Annotated in this window: 14 protein-coding genes, 1 tRNA gene and 1 pseudogene; 12 read left to right on the top strand and 4 right to left on the bottom strand. The window is 63.4% G+C overall.

The genetic code is table 11. The features are described from left to right. Positions 1 to 97 precede the first annotated feature (97 nt). The 7 genes from ssd to EL217_RS01120 all read left to right on the top strand — a co-directional run bounded on the left by ssd (position 98) and on the right by EL217_RS01120 (position 4,692). A complete protein-coding gene (gene ssd / locus EL217_RS01090; RefSeq protein ID WP_126318087.1) occupies positions 98 to 1,168 on the top strand; it encodes a septum site-determining protein Ssd in 1,071 nt (356 codons plus the stop codon). Then, complete coding sequence (locus tag EL217_RS01095; RefSeq protein WP_126318089.1) at positions 1,165 to 2,367, top strand: TadA family conjugal transfer-associated ATPase; 1,203 nt, start codon at positions 1,165 to 1,167, stop codon at positions 2,365 to 2,367. Before ssd ends, EL217_RS01095 begins: the two co-directional genes overlap by 4 nt. Then, positions 2,360 to 3,139: a type II secretion system F family protein gene (locus EL217_RS01100; protein ID WP_126318091.1), complete on the top strand. Its 780-nt coding sequence runs from the start codon at positions 2,360 to 2,362 to the stop codon at positions 3,137 to 3,139. Before EL217_RS01095 ends, EL217_RS01100 begins: the two co-directional genes overlap by 8 nt. Beyond that, complete coding sequence (locus EL217_RS01105) at positions 3,136 to 3,759, top strand: type II secretion system F family protein (protein WP_126318093.1); 624 nt, start codon at positions 3,136 to 3,138, stop codon at positions 3,757 to 3,759. Before EL217_RS01100 ends, EL217_RS01105 begins: the two co-directional genes overlap by 4 nt. A 65-nt stretch (positions 3,760 to 3,824) precedes the next feature. After that, a complete protein-coding gene (locus EL217_RS01110; protein ID WP_005276515.1) occupies positions 3,825 to 4,028 on the top strand; it encodes a DUF4244 domain-containing protein in 204 nt (67 codons plus the stop codon). A gap of 33 nt (positions 4,029 to 4,061) precedes the next feature. Further along, entirely contained in the window at positions 4,062 to 4,376 is a 315-nt protein-coding gene (locus EL217_RS01115; RefSeq protein WP_023016597.1) for a hypothetical protein, read from the top strand. Further along, entirely contained in the window at positions 4,369 to 4,692 is a 324-nt protein-coding gene (locus tag EL217_RS01120) for an Rv3654c family TadE-like protein (protein WP_126318095.1), read from the top strand. Before EL217_RS01115 ends, EL217_RS01120 begins: the two co-directional genes overlap by 8 nt. Here EL217_RS01120 and EL217_RS01125 read toward each other — a convergent pair. After that, on the bottom strand, positions 4,689 to 7,061 hold the full coding sequence (locus EL217_RS01125) for a DEAD/DEAH box helicase (protein ID WP_126318097.1): 2,373 nt from the start codon (positions 7,059 to 7,061) through the stop codon (positions 4,689 to 4,691). The genes EL217_RS01120 and EL217_RS01125 overlap by 4 nt on opposite strands. A gap of 180 nt (positions 7,062 to 7,241) precedes the next feature. Here EL217_RS01125 and EL217_RS01130 point away from each other — a divergent pair, with 180 nt between their 5' ends. After that, entirely contained in the window at positions 7,242 to 7,445 is a 204-nt protein-coding gene (locus EL217_RS01130; RefSeq protein WP_005276524.1) for a cold-shock protein, read from the top strand. Positions 7,446 to 7,485: 40 nt separating this feature from the next. Here EL217_RS01130 and EL217_RS01135 read toward each other — a convergent pair. Beyond that, positions 7,486 to 8,112: pseudogene (locus tag EL217_RS01135) on the bottom strand (DedA family protein); the annotation flags it as partial. Positions 8,113 to 8,358: 246 nt separating this feature from the next. Between EL217_RS01135 and topA the strand changes: the two are divergent. Then, positions 8,359 to 11,370: a type I DNA topoisomerase gene (gene topA, locus EL217_RS01140; RefSeq protein WP_126318099.1), complete on the top strand. Its 3,012-nt coding sequence runs from the start codon at positions 8,359 to 8,361 to the stop codon at positions 11,368 to 11,370. 26 nt (positions 11,371 to 11,396) lie between these two features. Next, positions 11,397 to 12,155 carry a hypothetical protein gene (locus tag EL217_RS01145; protein ID WP_126318101.1) on the top strand — a complete coding sequence of 253 codons (759 nt, stop codon included), beginning with the start codon at positions 11,397 to 11,399 and terminating at the stop codon, positions 12,153 to 12,155. Here EL217_RS01145 and EL217_RS01150 read toward each other — a convergent pair. Together EL217_RS01150 and EL217_RS01155 are read right to left on the bottom strand one after the other, a co-directional pair. Further along, positions 12,148 to 13,356: a DUF418 domain-containing protein gene (locus tag EL217_RS01150; RefSeq protein WP_126318103.1), complete on the bottom strand. Its 1,209-nt coding sequence runs from the start codon at positions 13,354 to 13,356 to the stop codon at positions 12,148 to 12,150. The two genes, EL217_RS01145 and EL217_RS01150, sit on opposite strands and share 8 nt — an antisense overlap. Continuing rightward, positions 13,356 to 14,888: an adenylate/guanylate cyclase domain-containing protein gene (locus tag EL217_RS01155; protein ID WP_034657889.1), complete on the bottom strand. Its 1,533-nt coding sequence runs from the start codon at positions 14,886 to 14,888 to the stop codon at positions 13,356 to 13,358. The genes EL217_RS01150 and EL217_RS01155 overlap by 1 nt, the downstream gene beginning before the upstream one ends. A gap of 37 nt (positions 14,889 to 14,925) precedes the next feature. Between EL217_RS01155 and EL217_RS01160 the strand changes: the two genes are divergently transcribed. After that, positions 14,926 to 16,125 (top strand): DNA polymerase III subunit delta', encoded by a 1,200-nt coding sequence (locus EL217_RS01160; RefSeq protein WP_126318105.1) that lies wholly within the window; start codon positions 14,926 to 14,928, stop codon positions 16,123 to 16,125. 143 nt (positions 16,126 to 16,268) lie between these two features. Continuing rightward, positions 16,269 to 16,344 (top strand) — tRNA-Thr (locus EL217_RS01165). The last annotated feature ends 47 nt before the right edge of the window (positions 16,345 to 16,391 follow it).

Raw genomic sequence — 16,391 nt, forward strand, 5'->3', positions numbered from 1 at the left:
ACTAACCGAGCGCTAAGTGGTAGCTTTCGCGCTTTTATCCACAGGCGGGAAGTCACGTCTCTAGTGCTGGTGGCGCGGGTGCTTCAGGCTAGGGGGCATGAATACAGCACAGTCTCGCTCCACCATCGTCGTCGCTATAGGTGAGGAAGCCTTGCGCGCCGAGGCGGTCCACGCAGCCGCCGCGACCAGCCACGAGGTCATTACGGTAACCGATCCCCGCGATATCCCGCGCAGCCTTCCCGGGGCTTATACGGTCTTGGTCGACGCGCTCATGGCGCGCGTTATCGCTTCGGCGCAAGCCGCACAGACCTCGCCCGCCCCGGTGCTTTTCCTCGCCGCGGACCCGGGTCCCATCGATTATGAAGCAGCGCTTGCCTGCCATGCGGACCGCGCCTTCATTATTCCCGCGGAAATTAAGGACTTGCTGGCGGCTATTGCCCAGGCAGCGCACCCGCCGGAAGATCGCCCCGGTAGCGCCACCATCGCGGTGGTGGGCGCCAGCGGTGGGGTAGGCACCTCCACATTTGCAGCAGCCTTGGCGCGATCCCACTGCACGGCGGACGAGCAGGCGCGGGCGCTTCTTATCGATGCCACTGCGCACTCCGGCGGCCTCGATCTCCTCCTCGGCGTGGAAGCTTTGCCAGGCGCTCGCTGGCCAGAGCTCAATATTGGCGATGGCAGCATCGATGCCGCCGATCTCTACCGCGCCTTGCCTTCTACTGCCGATGGCATAGCGGTGCTATCCGCAGCGCGCAGTACGGTGAAGGACTCGTTCAAGCTGGATACCACGCTTCTAGCGGCGGCGACGTCTGCCGCGCACGCGGGCGAGGGCCTGTGCGTTGTGGATTGCACGGCGGAAAATATCCCGGCTGCCTGCACGCACGTGGTGTTGGTGGTGGCCGCGGAGGTGCGATCGGCAGCGGCGGCCGCACAGCTCATACTGCGCCTGGATGAGGCGCGGCGCGACATCGTGGTGGTGCTGCGCCAACGGCAGTGGGCGGCGCTGAGCGCACCGGAGGTAGAAGACATCATCCACCACCGGGTCAGTGCCCAATTGCCCACGGTGCGCGGGCTGACCCGCAGCATCGAAATCGGTGGACTCCCGGCCCGGCTTCCCGCGGCGCTCGCCAAAACCGCCCGTGCGGTGCGCGAGGAGGTAGGGGTATGAGCGCGGCGATGGATAGCTCGGCCGAAACCATGGAAAAGACCATGGAAAAGATGCAGCGGCTCATTGCCGCCGAGCCGGATCTGGTGCACGACGCCTCTAGCTTGGCCCGGCGGATCCGCGAGGAAGCAGGGATTATCAGTGACGTCGCCGTGGTGGATTTGCTCCGGCGCCTGCGACAGGATGCCACCGGCATGGGGCCACTGGATGCCTTATTGGCCCGGCAGGGCGTGACCGATGTCGTGGTCAACGGGCCCGAAGACGTCTTTATGGACCGCGGCGAGGGGCTAGAGCGCAGCGATATCACCTTTCGCAACGATGGGGAGGTGCGCCAGCTCGCTTCCCGGTTGGCGGCGGCCTCGGGCACGCGGCTTGATGATGCCCAGCCTTTTGCCGATGGCCGCGTCACGCGCCCCGATGGCGTCGTGCTCCGCGTGCATGCCCTTTTAAGCCCACCCGCCGTGGGCGGAACGTGCATTAGCCTGCGCGTATTGCGTCAGGCACAGACCACCCTGCCGCAGTTGGTGGCCAATGGCACCGTGCCCGAAGACATTGGCCAACTGCTTATCGCGATGGTGAAAAAGCGAGTGTCCTTCCTCGTTATTGGCGGTACCGGTTCTGGCAAGACGACGCTGCTCTCGGCGCTTTTAGGAACCGTATCCGAGCGCGAGCGCATCGTGGTCATCGAAGATACAGCGGAGCTGTCGCCGCACCACCCGCATTGCGTGAGCATCGTTTCGCGCCGGGCAAACGCGGAAGGCAGCGGCGAAATCACGATGGCGCAGTTGCTGCGGCAGGCGCTGCGCATGCGCCCGGACCGCATCGTCGTCGGTGAAATTCGCGGCCCAGAGGTAGTCGATCTCCTCGCCGCGCTGAATACGGGACACGATGGTGGCGCGGGCACCTTGCACGCCAATTCCCTCTTTGAGGTACCCGCCCGCATGGAGGCCCTCGGCGCGCTCGGCGGCCTGGACCGCAGCGCGCTCCACTCGCAATTGGCGGCCGCCGTCAACGTGGTCCTGACCATGGAGCGCACGCCACACGGCCGGCGCCTGGCCCATATCGGCGTCTTAGAGGGCAATCCGGTCACCCCGCGCATTGTCTGGAGCGCGACCGAGGGACCCGCGCCCGGCTTTGCGAAATTTTCCGCCGCGCTGTTGGAGGAACAGCGCGAAGAAGCAGGAGGTCAGGCGGATGCTTAGTTTCTTATTGCTCGCCGCAGCCCTCTTGCTGTCTGCGCCCTCGAGCGCGTCCCGCATTGCTGGCAAGGGCAGCCGGATAAAGGCCAGCTCCTTGGTCATTTTGGGCGCCGTATTCTGCGGCAGCTTGGTCTTCTTCTCGGTCGGGCGGATGAGCATTGCGGTCGCGGCAGCGATCATCGCATGGTGCGTGTCGTGGTATATCAAGGACATCATGGCCGCCCGCGCGCGCCGGCGCGGCCGCGAGGCCCTGGCCGGATACTTTGGGGTCGTCACCGCTGACCTGCGCGCCGGGGCAACCCTTGCAAGCGCGCTATCGCGCGGGGCGGAGTCCCTACCCGTAACGACGCCGCGGGATATGAGCGCGGCCTTAGAATCCACCGCTACTGCGGCGGCGCGCGGCGCGCCCCCACACGTGGCGCTCTCAGGAGCCCATGCGGATGCGGAACTTACCCGGCTGGGCCACCTGCTCGAATTATCTACTCAGCACGGCATCGCGGTAGCAAGCCTCTTTGAGCAGGCCCAAAGCCGGATGGATGCGCTGCGCCGCCACCACCAATCCACCGCGGCCGGACTGCAAGGACCCCAAGCTACCGCCACGGTCTTGGCGTGTCTTCCCATAGCGGGCATCGCCATGGGCGGGGCGATGGGGGCTAATTCGCTGGGCTTCTTGCTCGGCGGGGGATTAGGCGGAATCCTGCTGGTCATCGGGGTGGGGCTTGCCTGCGGCGGCTTTGCCTGGTCCCGCGTCATCATCAGGAAGGCGGCACCATGATGGCCTTTATCTGCCTGGCGCTGGCCGTGCTCGTTGGGCTGCCGGCCACCAAGGGGAGGCTGGGACCGGCTACCGCACAGAACTCAGCACAGCACACGGCGAAGACCCCGCGCGCCGGCCCAAGAAAGCGCGATGGCGCAACAGTGCGCGGGGGATTGATGAGCAAACTCCAGCCCTCTACCACCGTGGATCCACTCCTCGTGGCCGGGGATATCGAGCTTTTCGCAGCTTGCCTGAGTGCGGGCCTGACGGTGCACGCCGCTGCTACGGCAGTCGCGCGTACGGCAGAGGCCGATACCCAGCACCTGTGGGAGACGGTATCCGCGCTCCTAGGAGTTGGCGTGCCCACGGAATCTGCATGGGACCACATGAAGGGCCATGCGGGATTAGAGGACGTGGCGGGGCTTGTCATCTTATCGGGCCAGTCCGGCGCCACCATAGCCGCCGGATGCACGCGAATCTGTACTTCTTTGCGCGCCGAAGCATCTGCTCACGCTACGGCTAAAGCAGAGCGCGCAGGAGTATTCATTGCCCTCCCGCTGGCGGTGTGCTTCCTGCCAGCATTTATCGTTCTAGGCCTCGCGCCCGTAGTGATCAGCTTGGGCGCGCAGCTTTTCTAGACGCACCACTTTTCACTTCTACTCAACTACTCAACCACCACACCTTTTCAGAAAGGACTCCTAAAATGTCTGCACTATTTATCAAGTACTCCCAGCTCACCCGCGCCCTCGTCCGCAACGATGAGGGGATGAGCACGATCGAATACGCCATGGGATCGCTTGCGGCCGCGGCACTTGCCGGCGTGCTGTACATGGTCATCAACGGCGGCGGCGTGGTCGATGCCATCGAGGGAATCATCACCGATGCGCTGTCGAATACCCCGAGCTAACCGGGCGCACTAGAACACAAGAAAGGAGGAATCATGCGCACGGTAGTCGATGACGATGGTTCCGTGACCATCGAAGCCGCCCTGGCATTAAGCTCCCTCGTCCTCGTGGCGGCGGGCATCATCGGTGCGATCGCGACGATGGCGTCCTATATCGCGGCGGTGGACATGGCGGGCGCGGCGGCTAGGTCGCACGCCATCGGCGTCGAGTACCAACCGGCCCGCGAGGATGCCCGGGTAAGCGTGCAGGAAAGCGCGGGGCTTATCAGGGCATCGGTAAGCGTCGATGCTCCCATCGGCACCATGAGCGCGGAAGCGGTCTTTCCCGCGGAGGTGGCCGGCAATGACTAGCAAACTGCGCGGCGAGGACGGGTACGCCACCATCGCCGCCACCGGAATCATCGTCGCCATCATCAGCTTATTGCTGGTCATCGCGGCGGTGGGGTCTCGCGTGACCGCGCGCCACGAAGCGCAGGTAGCCGCGGACCTTGCCGCCGTGGCCGGCGCGTGGGCCTTGGCCACCGGCAAGGATGCGTGTGCGGCGGCAGAAAGCACCGCGCGGGAAAACGGCGCGAGCCTCGAGGAATGCACCGACAATGCACCCGATATCATCGCCGTTGCCGCGGTGCGCGGCCAGAGCGCCACGGCCAAGGCGGGCCCGGTTTAAACCGCGGTCTCTTGCGTCATGGTGACGAGCGCGCCGAGCAGCTTGATGGCACCGTCCTTGCTCAGCGGATTATTGCCGTTGCCGCACTTGGGCGATTGCACACACGATGGGCACCCGGCTTCGCAGGGGCAGGAGCGCACCGCCTCAAAGGTGGCCGCGATCCACTCGGGGAAGCGGCGGAAGCCTTCTTCGGCAAACCCGGCGCCGCCGGGGTGGCCGTCGTAGACAAAGACGGTGGGAAGCTGCGTATCCGCGTGCAATGCGGTGGATACGCCGCCGATATCCCAGCGGTCGCAGGTGGCGATAAGCGGCAACAGCCCAATGGTGGCGTGTTCGGCCGCATGGAGGGTGCCGGGGATATCGGCGGCGGTAATGCCCATCGCAGAAAGTGCCAGCGGGTCGATGGTATAAGCCACGGCGCGGGTGGTCAGCCGCTGCTCGGGGAGATCGAGGGGGATATCGTCGCCGATGGTGCCATCGGCAAGCCGCACCTGGTACCCGGTGACGCGGTCGGTGACCTCGACCTCCACGTCCGCCACCCACAGGCCCGGGGAATAATTGACCAGGTTATCGGCCTCGCGCACGATGCGAATATCCGTAGTAGAGCGCGGGGTGGTCGAATACTCGGGGGTCTCCGGGCGGGCGAGCGCCACATAATCGGATAGGATGAGCTCCTCGATGACAAAACTTTCGCCCTGGTGCAGGTAGACCGCGCCGGGGTGGACCTGGCTGGTCGCGCGCGCTGCATCGATGGTGCCCAATAGCCGGCCATCTGAGGCATCCACGATCATGACCTCCTCGCCCGCCCCGCCGCGCAGCGATACTGCCGAGTGGGCGGTTTCCGGCGAGAGCTCCTCCGCGCTGGAGGCGGGAATGGGCACGGCAAACCACCCGCGCTCCCGGCGGCGCACGAGGCCTTGCTCCGCAAGCTGGTGGATGACCTCGCTGGCACCCCACTCAGCAATGGTGGCATCATCCAGCGGTTTTTCCACCGCCGCGCAGTAGATATGGCCAAAGAGGATATAGGGGTTCGTGGGGTTAAAGACGCTTGCTTCCACCGGTTTTCCCAGTAGCGCATCGGGGTGGTGCACCAGGTAGGTATCCATGGGCTCATCGCGGGCGACGAGCACCACGAGCGAGCCTTGCCCGCGGCGGCCCGCGCGCCCGGCCTGCTGCCAAAAACTAGCCACCGTGCCCGGAAACCCCGCGGTAACCACGGCATCGAGCCCGCCGACGTCGATGCCCAGCTCGAGGGCGGAGGTGGTGGCGACGCCTAATAGGGAGGCATCGTCAAGCGCCTGCTCCAACCGGCGGCGGTCCTCGGCCAGGTAGCCGGCGCGGTAGGCGGCGATGCGCTGCGCGAAATCAGGCCGGCCCAAACTGCCGGAAAGGGTCTCGGCGGCTACCATCGCCACGACCTCGGCGGAGCGGCGGGAGCGCACGAAGGTCATGGTCCGGGCGCCTTCCGCGATGAAGGTCGCCATCATCTCGGCGGCCTCGGTGGTGGCTGCGCGCCGCACGGGGGCGCCGTGCTCGCCCTCCGCGCCTTCTAGGAACCCAGGCTCCCAGAGCGCGACCGTGCGCGCGCCGGTGGGGGCGGAATCCTCAGTAATCGCGTGCGCCGGGCGGCCGGTGAGGCGCTCGGCATGCCGGGCCGGGTCATTCATGGTTGCGGAGGCATAAATGATGGTGGGCTGCGATCCATAATGCCGGCACAGGCGGAGCAAGCGGCGCAGAACCAGGGCCACATTGGCGCCGAATACGCCCCGGTAGGAGTGGCATTCATCGATGACGATGAACTCCAGGTGGCGCAGCACCCGCGCCCACCGCGCGTGCGCGGCCAGCATGGACATGTGCACCATATCGGGATTGGAAAACACCAGGCGTGAATGCTCGCGCACGCCTGCCCGCGACTCCTGGGGCGTATCGCCGTCATAGGGCGCGGGCACCACGTTCTTGAGCTCCGGAATCCCTCGGCACAGCTCGATTGCGGATTGCAGCTGGTCCGATCCCAGGGCCTTGGTGGGGGTGAGGTAGAGCGCGCACGCGGTCTGTTCCTCCGCCAGCCTGGTGAGGATGGGCAGCTGGTAGCCCAAGGATTTGCCGGACGAGGTGCCGGTAGAAATCACGGCGTCGCGGCCCTGCCACGCGCATTCGGCGAGCTCGGCTTGGTGCGCATAGAGCTTGCCGATGCCCCCATCCATCACCTCCTCCTTCAACCCCGGCAGCACCCACTCCGGCCAATCGGCGTAGCGCGCCCGCTTTGCCGGGAGCGTGGTGTGAAATGTCAGGGTGGACTCAGAAAGGCGCCGCTGGATGAGTTCTAGGAGCTCTTCACCAATGGGGTTATCGCCAGCCGGGTGAGACAATTTTTACCACCTTGTGAGTTAAATCTATCGCTTTGGCGTGGAACGTGTCACACTGTTGACAGGCCAATGTTGTCTTGGTGCGGTTTTATACTTCACGGTACTGCTCGAGGACCCATTTACCGAATAACTACCGGCGCGGCAATCCGCGCTACCTCTTTAAGAAAAGGAACTCAGTTCACCATGACACAAGGAACCGTTAAGTGGTTTAACTCCGAAAAGGGATACGGCTTCATCGAGCGCGAGGACGGCGGTGGAGACATCTTCGTGCACTACTCCGAGATTCAGGGCAGCGGTTTCCGCACCTTGGAAGAAAACCAGAAGGTCAGCTTCGAGGTTGGATCCGGCCCGAAGGGCGACCAGGCGCAGGCCGTTTCCATCCTCTAAACCCCAGGGGGTTTAGAGCCCCAGGGGGTTTAGAGCCGTAGGGCGTTTCGGCGTAGCCGCGGCGGGTATCCCACCACTCCATGATGCTGTTTTGGCCCTTTTGCAGACCCAAGCCGATGAAGATGGCGGCGATAATGCTGATGACCATCGCAAATAGTGGGGTATCGGAGAACGCCATGCCGCCGACATAACCAATGGCCAAAGCCTGGAATACCCAGAGCATCACGCCAATGGTGTCGAAGAAGAGGAAGACCGGCCAGGGAAAGCGCATTGACCCCAGCAAAATGGTCATAAAGAGCCTGGCCGAGGGGATAAAGCGGGCAATGATAATGGCCGCGCCGCCGCCGCGGCGCACATTGCGTTTTACCCAGGAGAGGGCCTCGTAGGCCTTCGTTCCTTTTTGAATGCGGTTAAGCAGCGGCATGAACCGCGTGCCCAGCAAAAAGCACAGGTTATCGCCCAACATGGCTGCTACGAGCGCCACAAAGAACATGGTGGGCAGGTGCGGAAATCCCTGCGAACCGGACCAAGCGCCGACCATATTCAGCGGGATTTCAGAGGGGAGCACTGGAAAGAAACAGTCCCCGAAAATGAGCAGGCCCACGATGGGATAAACCCACTCCGTGCCCATGATGGCTTCAATCCACATGGTTACTGTGTCAACCATCTAATCCTCCACGGGGTGTGTTGTGGGTGTGCTATCGTCCCCAACAATGCTTTCACAGCTGCTGGACTTTCTAAAAAGGTCAGTATAGACCGGTTCGGTGGGGGTGCGAAGTGCCCCCTACACAGCCTTTTGGTGTTACCGAGTATATGGTGCGAAGAACGGTATAAACCACCTGTGTACGCTAGGGGCGATTGCTGAAAGCGCACAAATTTTAATGTTCGCATCATCGAAAGGGATGAAGTCGAAGTGGCAGAAGCGGCCGAGCCGGGCAAAACTTTAGTGATTGTGGAGTCGGCAACTAAGGCGAAAAAGATCCAGCCGTACCTGGGAGATAACTACATCGTGGAGGCCTCCGTGGGGCATATCCGCGATCTCCCGCGGGGCGCTGCCGACGTGCCGGCGAAGTTCAAGAAGGAATCTTGGGCCCGCTTGGGTGTTAACCCGGAAGATGACTTCGCCCCGCTCTATGTCGTCAGCCCGGATAAGAAGAAAAAGGTCGCTGACCTTAAATCCAAGCTGAAGCAGTGCGATAGCCTCTTGCTGGCAACAGACCCGGACCGCGAGGGCGAGGCCATTGCTTGGCACCTGTTAGAGGTTTTAAAGCCCAAGGTGCCGGTGCGCCGCATGGTCTTTAATGAGATCACCAAGTCCGCCATCTTGGAGGCGGCGGAAAACACCCGCGATTTGGACTATGACCTTATTGATGCCCAAGAAACCCGCCGCATCCTCGACCGCCTCTACGGCTACGAAGTATCCCCGGTGCTGTGGAAGAAGGTCATGCCGCGCCTTTCGGCCGGGCGCGTGCAGTCGGTGGCCACGCGGGTCATCGTCGAGCGTGAGCGCGAACGCATGGCGTTTATCTCCGCCGATTACTGGGATTTGCTCGCCACCCTGGACGCGGGTACCAGTAGCGGCAGCGGCGAGGGCCCGTCCGCCTTTGACGCGCGCCTGACCGCTGTTAATGGCAAGCGCGTGGCTGTGGGCCGCGATTTCGACGATCGCGGAAATGTGAAGACCAAGGACGTCATCGTCATCACCCAGCCGCAGGCAGAAGCCTTGGAAAAGGCCCTGCAGGGCGCGGGCATGACAGTAGCCGGGGTAGAGCACAAGCCCTATACCCGCAAGCCTTATGCGCCGTTTATGACCTCGACGCTGCAGCAAGAGGCGGGCCGGCGCCTGCACTTTACCTCTGAACGCACGATGCGCATTGCGCAGCGCCTCTACGAAAACGGCCACATTACGTATATGCGTACGGACTCCTCTTCGCTGTCCAAACAGGGCTTGAACGCCGCGCGTAGCTCCGCTACCAGCATTTATGGCGAAGAATACGTCTCGGATTCCCCGCGCGTTTATGACCGCCGCGTCAAAAACTCGCAGGAGGCGCACGAGGCGATCCGCCCCGCCGGCGAGTCCTTTGCCACCCCAGGCCAGCTGTCTAGCCAGCTGGATGCGGAGGAATTTAAGCTTTATGACCTGATTTGGAAGCGCACCGTGGCCTCGCAGATGGCCGATGCCAAGGGCACCTCCATGAAGGTGGCGGTCGCCGGCACCGCGACCACGGATAATGGCGCCTATGATGTCGAGTTCTCTGCAACCGGCCGCACCATTACCTTCCCGGGTTTCTTGAAGGCTTACGGCGCCGACGAGGATACGAGCAAGAAGAGCGAGAACCGCCTGCCGCACCTGGAGCAAGGCCGCGATCTGAAGGCCGAAGAGGTCTCGGCAGAAGGCCACTCCACCAACCCGCCGGCGCGCTATACCGAAGCCAGCCTGGTGAAAAAGATGGAAGACTTGGGCATCGGGCGCCCGTCGACGTATGCCTCTATCATCAAGACCATCCAGGACCGCGGCTACGTGGTCTCGCGCGGCAACGCCCTAGTGCCTTCGTGGGTTGCTTTTGCCGTGGTGGGCCTCTTGGAGGAAAACTTCACCGAGCTGGTGGATTATGACTTCACCTCGTCCATGGAAGATGAGCTGGACTCGATTGCCACCGGCACGGAGGATGGCACGGACTGGCTCAACGGCTTTTACTTTGGCAACGCTGAGGCCAACGAGCACAAGGCGGCCTCCATTGCGCGGCATGGCGGGCTGAAATCGCTTATCGATGTCAACCTCGAGGCCATCGATGCCCGCAAGGTCAACTCGCTCAAGCTCTATACCGATTCGGAGGGCCGCGAGGTCTTCGTGCGCGTCGGCCGCTACGGGCCCTATATCGAGCGCGCGATCGGCACCAACGAGGACGGCAGCGTGGAATACCAGCGCGCCAACCTCTCGGAGACGGTGACCCCGGATGGGCTGAATGAACAGCTGGCGGAAAAGCTCTTTGCTACCTCGCAGGGCGGGCGCCAGCTGGGCGAAAACCCTGAAAACGGCCGCATGGTGGTGGCTAAGGAAGGCCGCTTTGGCCCCTATGTCACCGAGGTCGTCCGCGATGATGAGCGGGAAAAGGCCGAGGCGGAGGCCTTGGAGATCGTCGCGAAGGAGCGCGCCGAAGAGGATAAACAGCGCGCCGAGGAAGGCAAGCGCGCCAAGAATTGGGAGACCAAGACAGCCGCGAAGCAAAAGGAAAAGCGCATCAATGACTACATTGATGAGAAGCTGAAGCCGGGCACGGCCTCGCTTTTTAGCTCGATGGAGCCGCTGACCGTCACGCTGGAACAGGCCCTTGAGCTGCTGTCCCTGCCGCGCGAGGTGGGCGTGGACGACGGGGAGATGATCACCGCCCAAAACGGCCGCTACGGCCCGTACTTGAAGAAGGGCACGGATTCGCGCTCGCTGGCTAAGGAAGAGCAGATCTTTAGCATCACCTTGGATGAGGCCCGCCGCATTTATGCGGAGCCGAAGCGACGGGGCCGCGCGGCCGCACAGCCGCCGCTGAAGCAGCTCGGCGATAATGACGTTTCGGGCAAGCCTATGACCGTTAAGGATGGCCGCTTCGGCCCGTACGTTACGGACGGCACCACCAATGCGTCCCTGCGCCGCGGCGACGATCCGGAGCAGCTTACCGATGCCCGCGCCAACGAGCTCCTCTCCGAGCGCCGCGCCAAAGAGGCCTCTGGGGAGACGAAGAAGAAGTCCACGAAGAAGTCTTCTAAAAAGAGCACAAAGAAGTCGACCAAGAAATCGACGAAGAAGGCAACCAAGAAGTCCAGCAAGAAGGCCACTAAGAAGGGCACGAAGAAGGCGGCTAAGAAATCCAGCTCGAAGCCTTCGCCCGGCACGAAGAACGTGGTGAAGGCCGGCTCGCGGAAGAAATAAGTGCAGAGATAAGTAAGGTGGCGGGCATGAATGATTTTCTTGCCCGCACCGAGGAAGGCGCCGCGGCCTTGACCCGCGCGGTGTCTGAAACTTTTGCTGATGTCACCGACCCAGCCCGGCGCACGCCGCGGGGCTGGCGGCGTTTCGCGTACCTAGCGCTAGGCGAGTCCACGGTGTGGTCCCGCCTCTTTGGCTGGAAGAAGGCCCACGCCGTCACGAGCGCGCCGCTTCTGCCGCTTTTGGCGGCGGAGGCGCAGGACCCCACCCTGAGCCCCGCCTTGTTGGCCGGCGCGGTGGGGCAGGCGGAAAAATCGCGCCGCTTGCATCACCCCTCTTTCCTTGGGGTAGCCGGCGTTAGCGCTAGCCACGCGGCATATTCTTGGGTGCTTTATCGGCGCGGCGCGCGCAACGATGCCCGCGGGTGGGGCCTGCGCGCCATGGCGTGGGCGGCGGCGCTCCTCGCCACGCGCAAGCAGCCCACCCGGACCGCGGTAGCGGTGGGCGGCGCGGCGGTGCTGACCACCTCGGCGCTGGCGGGCGATCCGCGCCTGCGCACCGATGCGACGAAGGGCTTGAGCCACGGCGCCAATCTCTTGGTCGCGGCGGAAGGCCTGACTGCGCTGCGGGCGTGGCTGTCTTTTGCTGAGTCTCAGCAGAAGACGCGGATACTGAAGAAAAACAAGAAACAGGCCAAGCCCACGAAGGCGGCCCGGGCGGTGGGTGCGGCGGAGGCCGGCGTCTTTGCTCTGGGGCACTTCCTGCTAGTCGATGCCCTGACTAGGTAAGGTCCTGACTGGGTAAGCTCCGCTCCGGCTGCATGCTCGGGCCATAAGATAGCCGGCGGTGTACCACCTCGAAGGGCCCGCGCAGGCCTAGCGCTTCGAGCACGCAGGCGCCGATTACGGTGACCAGCCACACGCCGCAGGCGAGGGCGGCTTGGCCGAAGGCGCCTAGCTCGTGGCCGTAGTCCAGCGTGAAGGGGTGCACGATAAGGAAAAACAGTATCGACTGGCCCACATAACCGCTCATGGATCGCTTTCCCAGCGCGACGAAGGGCCACAAGAAGGCGGGCACGGAGGCGCCGGCCGCAAGGCGTTCTTGCACGGGCTGCAGGATAAGCGCGAGCCCGGCGAGGATTCCGGGCCCGGTTAGCACGCCGAGGGTGGAATTGGCGCTACTGGCGGCGTTCGCCCAGCGCTCATCAATGACCCCGAGGGTGCCTAAGGACCACAGCGTGCCAATGACCAGCGTTACGGCGGCGGCGATGGCCACCCAGCGCAGGAGTTGGGGGCGGTGAGAGGGGACATCGGCAAGCACGCCCTCGCGCGCCCACACAAAGCCCACCAGCATGACCGGCAGGTACATCAGCACGATGAGCGGGGCGGAGATGATCTGCGCGCCCAGGGTGAGAAGCTGGCTGAGCAGCAGGTCACCGTAGGAATTTACCGTGCCAACGGCATCGACGGGGATATCGAGCCCGCCGTCAATCGCGGAGAAAATAAACGTGGCGATGCCGAGCACCGTCAGCACCCCGAGCGCGATATGAGAAATCTTGCGCAGCGTAGAATTGTGCAGCGTGAGCAGCAGGGCAATGACTATGCCCGCTATGCCGTAGACAAACATGATATCGCCCCAAAACAGCAGCACCATGTGCACCGCGCCCAACAGCGCGAGGAAGCCATAGCGCTTGGCGATGACCCTCCTTGCCTCCCCCAGCGGAAATCCCCGCCGCCACAGGCTCATCGCAATAAGCCCCACGCCGAAGCCCAGCAGGGTCGAAAACATGGGTAGGCCGCGGTTGTGCACGAAGAAAGCGCCGAAGACGACGGCGGTTTTATCGAGCACGCTGTCATTGACGATGCCGCCGAAATACGCGCCCGGGCGATCCTCGGTGATGATCCACGCGGTGGTCATATTCGCAATCGCGATGCCTAAAAGCGCCATGCCGCGCGCTGCATCGGGCACGATGAGGCGGGTGCTTGCCATTAGATTTCGCACCTTTCTGCCAGGCTGGCGCGGATGGGGCGCGCCAACTGGGTCATGCGGCGGCGCCCGCGCAGCTCGATGGATTTCATGACGGTCCAGCGGGCCTGTTCGGCCTCGTTGGCGGTCTTTAAGGTAGCAGCATTGGTCAAGACCTGGCCAGGGGTGTCCTTGGCCATTTCGGTCAGGCGGGCGGCCTCGTTGACGGCATCGCCGATGACGGTGTACTCGAAGCGATCCGCGCCGCCGATGTGGCCGGCCACCACGTGGCCGGAGGCGACGCCGATGCCGGCCTGTAACTCAAGCCCGCGCAATTCGCCGCGCAGCTCGCGGGCGGCCTGCAGCGCCATCGAAGTCGAGTCGTACACGTTGAGCGGCGCGCCAAAGACGGCGAGGGCGGCATCGCCTTGGAACTTGTTGATGATGCCCTTATTGCGGTGCACCACCGTCACGACGTGCTCGAAGAATTTATTGAGCTCCGTGACCACTTCTTCGGGCGAGTGGTTGACCGCGAAGGTGGTGGAACCGATGACATCGATAAACAACACCGCGACCTTCCGGTCCTCGCCGCCCAATTCGGGGCGCTCATCAAGGGCGCGCTGGGCCACCTCGGTGCCCACGTAGCGGCCGAAGATATCGCGGACGCGCTGGCGCTCGCGCAGACCGCGCATCATCTCATTAAATCCTGCCTGCAGGACGCCGAGCTCGGATCCATCGTAGATATCGACCTCGGCATCGGACTCGCCGCGGCGCACGCGGTTAATCGCATCCTGCAGCTCCACGATGGGATCGACCACGCTCATGATGGCGAAGCTGGTGCCGATAAACCCAGTAGCCAGCGCGGTGAGTGCCAGCGCCACGATGGCTGGGATGATCTCGCTGGCATCGCCGGAGAAGAGCCCGGTGTGCTGCCCCAGCAGCACCAACACGATGCCGAGCAGCGGCACACCGGAGGTCATCAGCCAGGTGGAAAACAGGCGATATTTGATGGGTGGTTCGACTGTGGAATCTTCAAAGCGGCGGGCGACGGCTTGCGCGGCGACGGGACGCACGAGGCGCTCTGCCTGCAGATAAGTCAAGATGATGACCACCAAGCCCGCCAGGGTGGTGGAGACACCCACGACGAGCCCGAGCCGCCCAGATTGCCCGCTGGAGATAGCCACCGTCAAGATGATGCCGATGAGCCAGACCGCGGCCGCGACCAGGGATTGGTACACGGGGATGCGCAGCACGAGGGTGCGCACCATATTCGGATCGTGCGCATCGGGATTGCGCTGCCAGTCCAGCACGGGGCGGAAGAGCAGCAGGGTAGCGGCGATGCCGATGATGACGGCAAAGATGAGGTAGACCGCCGCCACGCCCTTGAGGTTGGGCAGCTCGGCGGCAAAGTCCTCGATTTCCGGCATGGGCAGGAAATAGAGGATGAAGGTCATGATCGCGATGGCGCCGATGAGATTGGCGCCCAAGACCAAGGCAGCGTAGACCGGCCATTGGGTTCCCATAAGCCAACGAGCGCCACGCAATAGTCTGTTCATAACTACTTACTGTAGTAAGACCAGTAGGCTAGAGCGAGTGAATACGGGAAGCGTTGCGCAACGATTGGCAGATACCCCAGGTGTGGCCCGCACTATCTTGGGTGCCGCGCGGGCGGCGCGGGGGATGCCGGGGGCAGATCCGCGGGCGATGAGCCATTCCTGGCTCTTTACCGGACCTCCCGGTTCCGGGCGTTCCTTGGCCGCAATCGATTTCGCGGCCGCGCTCATGTGCACCGATCCGGAGGAACCGGGCTGCGGGAAATGCGAGGCCTGCCGCGCCGTGCTGGGTACTAAGCAGCACACGGATCTGGTCTTGGTAGACCCGCAGGAGGTCATCATCCCGGTGGATACGGTGCGCGAGGTCATCGGGCGCGCCGCGAGCTTGCCCACGGTCGCCCCATGGCGCGTGGTGATCTTCAATAACGCGGATCGCCTCAACAATAACGGCGCCAACGCGCTGCTTAAGACGGTGGAGGAGCCGCCGGAGCGCACCGTGATTATCATGTGCGCGCCTTCCGATGCCCCCGAGGATTTCTCCCAGACCCTCCGCTCGCGCTGCCGGCACCTGTACATCCCCTCGCCGTCGGTGGACAATATCGTTGCCCAGCTGGTGAGCGAAGGCGCCTCGGATCACGATGCCCGCCTCGCCGCCGTCACCTCCCTGCGCCACGTGGGCAGGGCGCGCCACTTGGTGGCGGATCCTACGGTGCAAAAGCGCCGCGCGGTGGCCATCAACCTGGCCGAGGACATCTTCCACGAATCCCAGGGCTTTCAGGCGGTGACCTCGCTTCTCAAGCTGGTGGATGCGGAGGCGAAGGAATCGCACAAGGAGGAAGAAGAAGCGGAGCTGGCCAAGCTGGAAAATACCTTTGGCGTGGGCGCGAAGGGCAAGGGCGCGGCGAAAGCGCAGCGCGATGCCCGCTCCGCCATCAAGGACTTACAGGAACAGCACAAGAAGCGGGCGAAGCGACGGGTCATCGATAACCTCGACCTGGTGCTCGTCGATCTCTCCGGAATCTACCGCGACGCGCTGATGACAAAGGTGGGCGCGCAGGTGGAGATGACACACCCGGACTTCGCGGGGTTATCTGGCGAGCTGGCGCAGCGGGTGAGCGAGGAGGGCCTCTTGGAGTGCCAGTCCGCCATTTCTTATTGCCGCGAGCAGCTGACCCAGAACGTGGGCACGCAGATTGCTTTCGACGGCTTGGTGGGCAGGCTGCGGCGGGCCTGCCTCTAGCGCTGGGGCGCTGTCTAGTACCGGGACCGTCGCTAGTATCGGGCCGGAGTTTAACACCGGCCCGCCAAAAACCAGGCCTGAGCCCCGATTTCTTTTCCGCGCCACCCCTGCGATAGAATCGCCAGTGCTGCTTTAAGCAGCGCGCCGCCTTAGCTCAGTCGGTAGAGCATTTCACTCGTAATGAAAAGGTCGCGAGTTCGATTCTCGCAGGCGGCTCCATTTTTATATGTGCGGGGTTCTTCCTTAATATAAACTCTCCTTCAATA

It is taken from the genome of Corynebacterium segmentosum, from assembly GCF_900637825.1.
GTDB lineage: Bacteria > Actinomycetota > Actinomycetes > Mycobacteriales > Mycobacteriaceae > Corynebacterium > Corynebacterium accolens.

Excerpts from the sequence above, each read along its gene's own strand:
- EL217_RS01095 (WP_126318089.1), top strand. The coding sequence starts at position 1,165 with ATGAGCGCGGCGATGGATAGCTCGGCCGAAACCATGGAAAAGACCATG.
- ssd (WP_126318087.1), top strand. The coding sequence starts at position 98 with ATGAATACAGCACAGTCTCGCTCCACCATCGTCGTCGCTATAGGTGAG.
- EL217_RS01120 (WP_126318095.1), top strand. The coding sequence starts at position 4,369 with ATGACTAGCAAACTGCGCGGCGAGGACGGGTACGCCACCATCGCCGCC.
- EL217_RS01145 (WP_126318101.1), top strand. The coding sequence starts at position 11,397 with ATGAATGATTTTCTTGCCCGCACCGAGGAAGGCGCCGCGGCCTTGACC.
- EL217_RS01130 (WP_005276524.1), top strand. The coding sequence starts at position 7,242 with ATGACACAAGGAACCGTTAAGTGGTTTAACTCCGAAAAGGGATACGGC.
- EL217_RS01150 (WP_126318103.1), bottom strand. The coding sequence starts at position 13,356 with ATGGCAAGCACCCGCCTCATCGTGCCCGATGCAGCGCGCGGCATGGCG.
- EL217_RS01155 (WP_034657889.1), bottom strand. The coding sequence starts at position 14,888 with ATGAACAGACTATTGCGTGGCGCTCGTTGGCTTATGGGAACCCAATGG.
- EL217_RS01105 (WP_126318093.1), top strand. The coding sequence starts at position 3,136 with ATGATGGCCTTTATCTGCCTGGCGCTGGCCGTGCTCGTTGGGCTGCCG.
- EL217_RS01115 (WP_023016597.1), top strand. The coding sequence starts at position 4,062 with ATGCGCACGGTAGTCGATGACGATGGTTCCGTGACCATCGAAGCCGCC.
- EL217_RS01110 (WP_005276515.1), top strand. The coding sequence starts at position 3,825 with ATGTCTGCACTATTTATCAAGTACTCCCAGCTCACCCGCGCCCTCGTC.
- EL217_RS01100 (WP_126318091.1), top strand. The coding sequence starts at position 2,360 with ATGCTTAGTTTCTTATTGCTCGCCGCAGCCCTCTTGCTGTCTGCGCCC.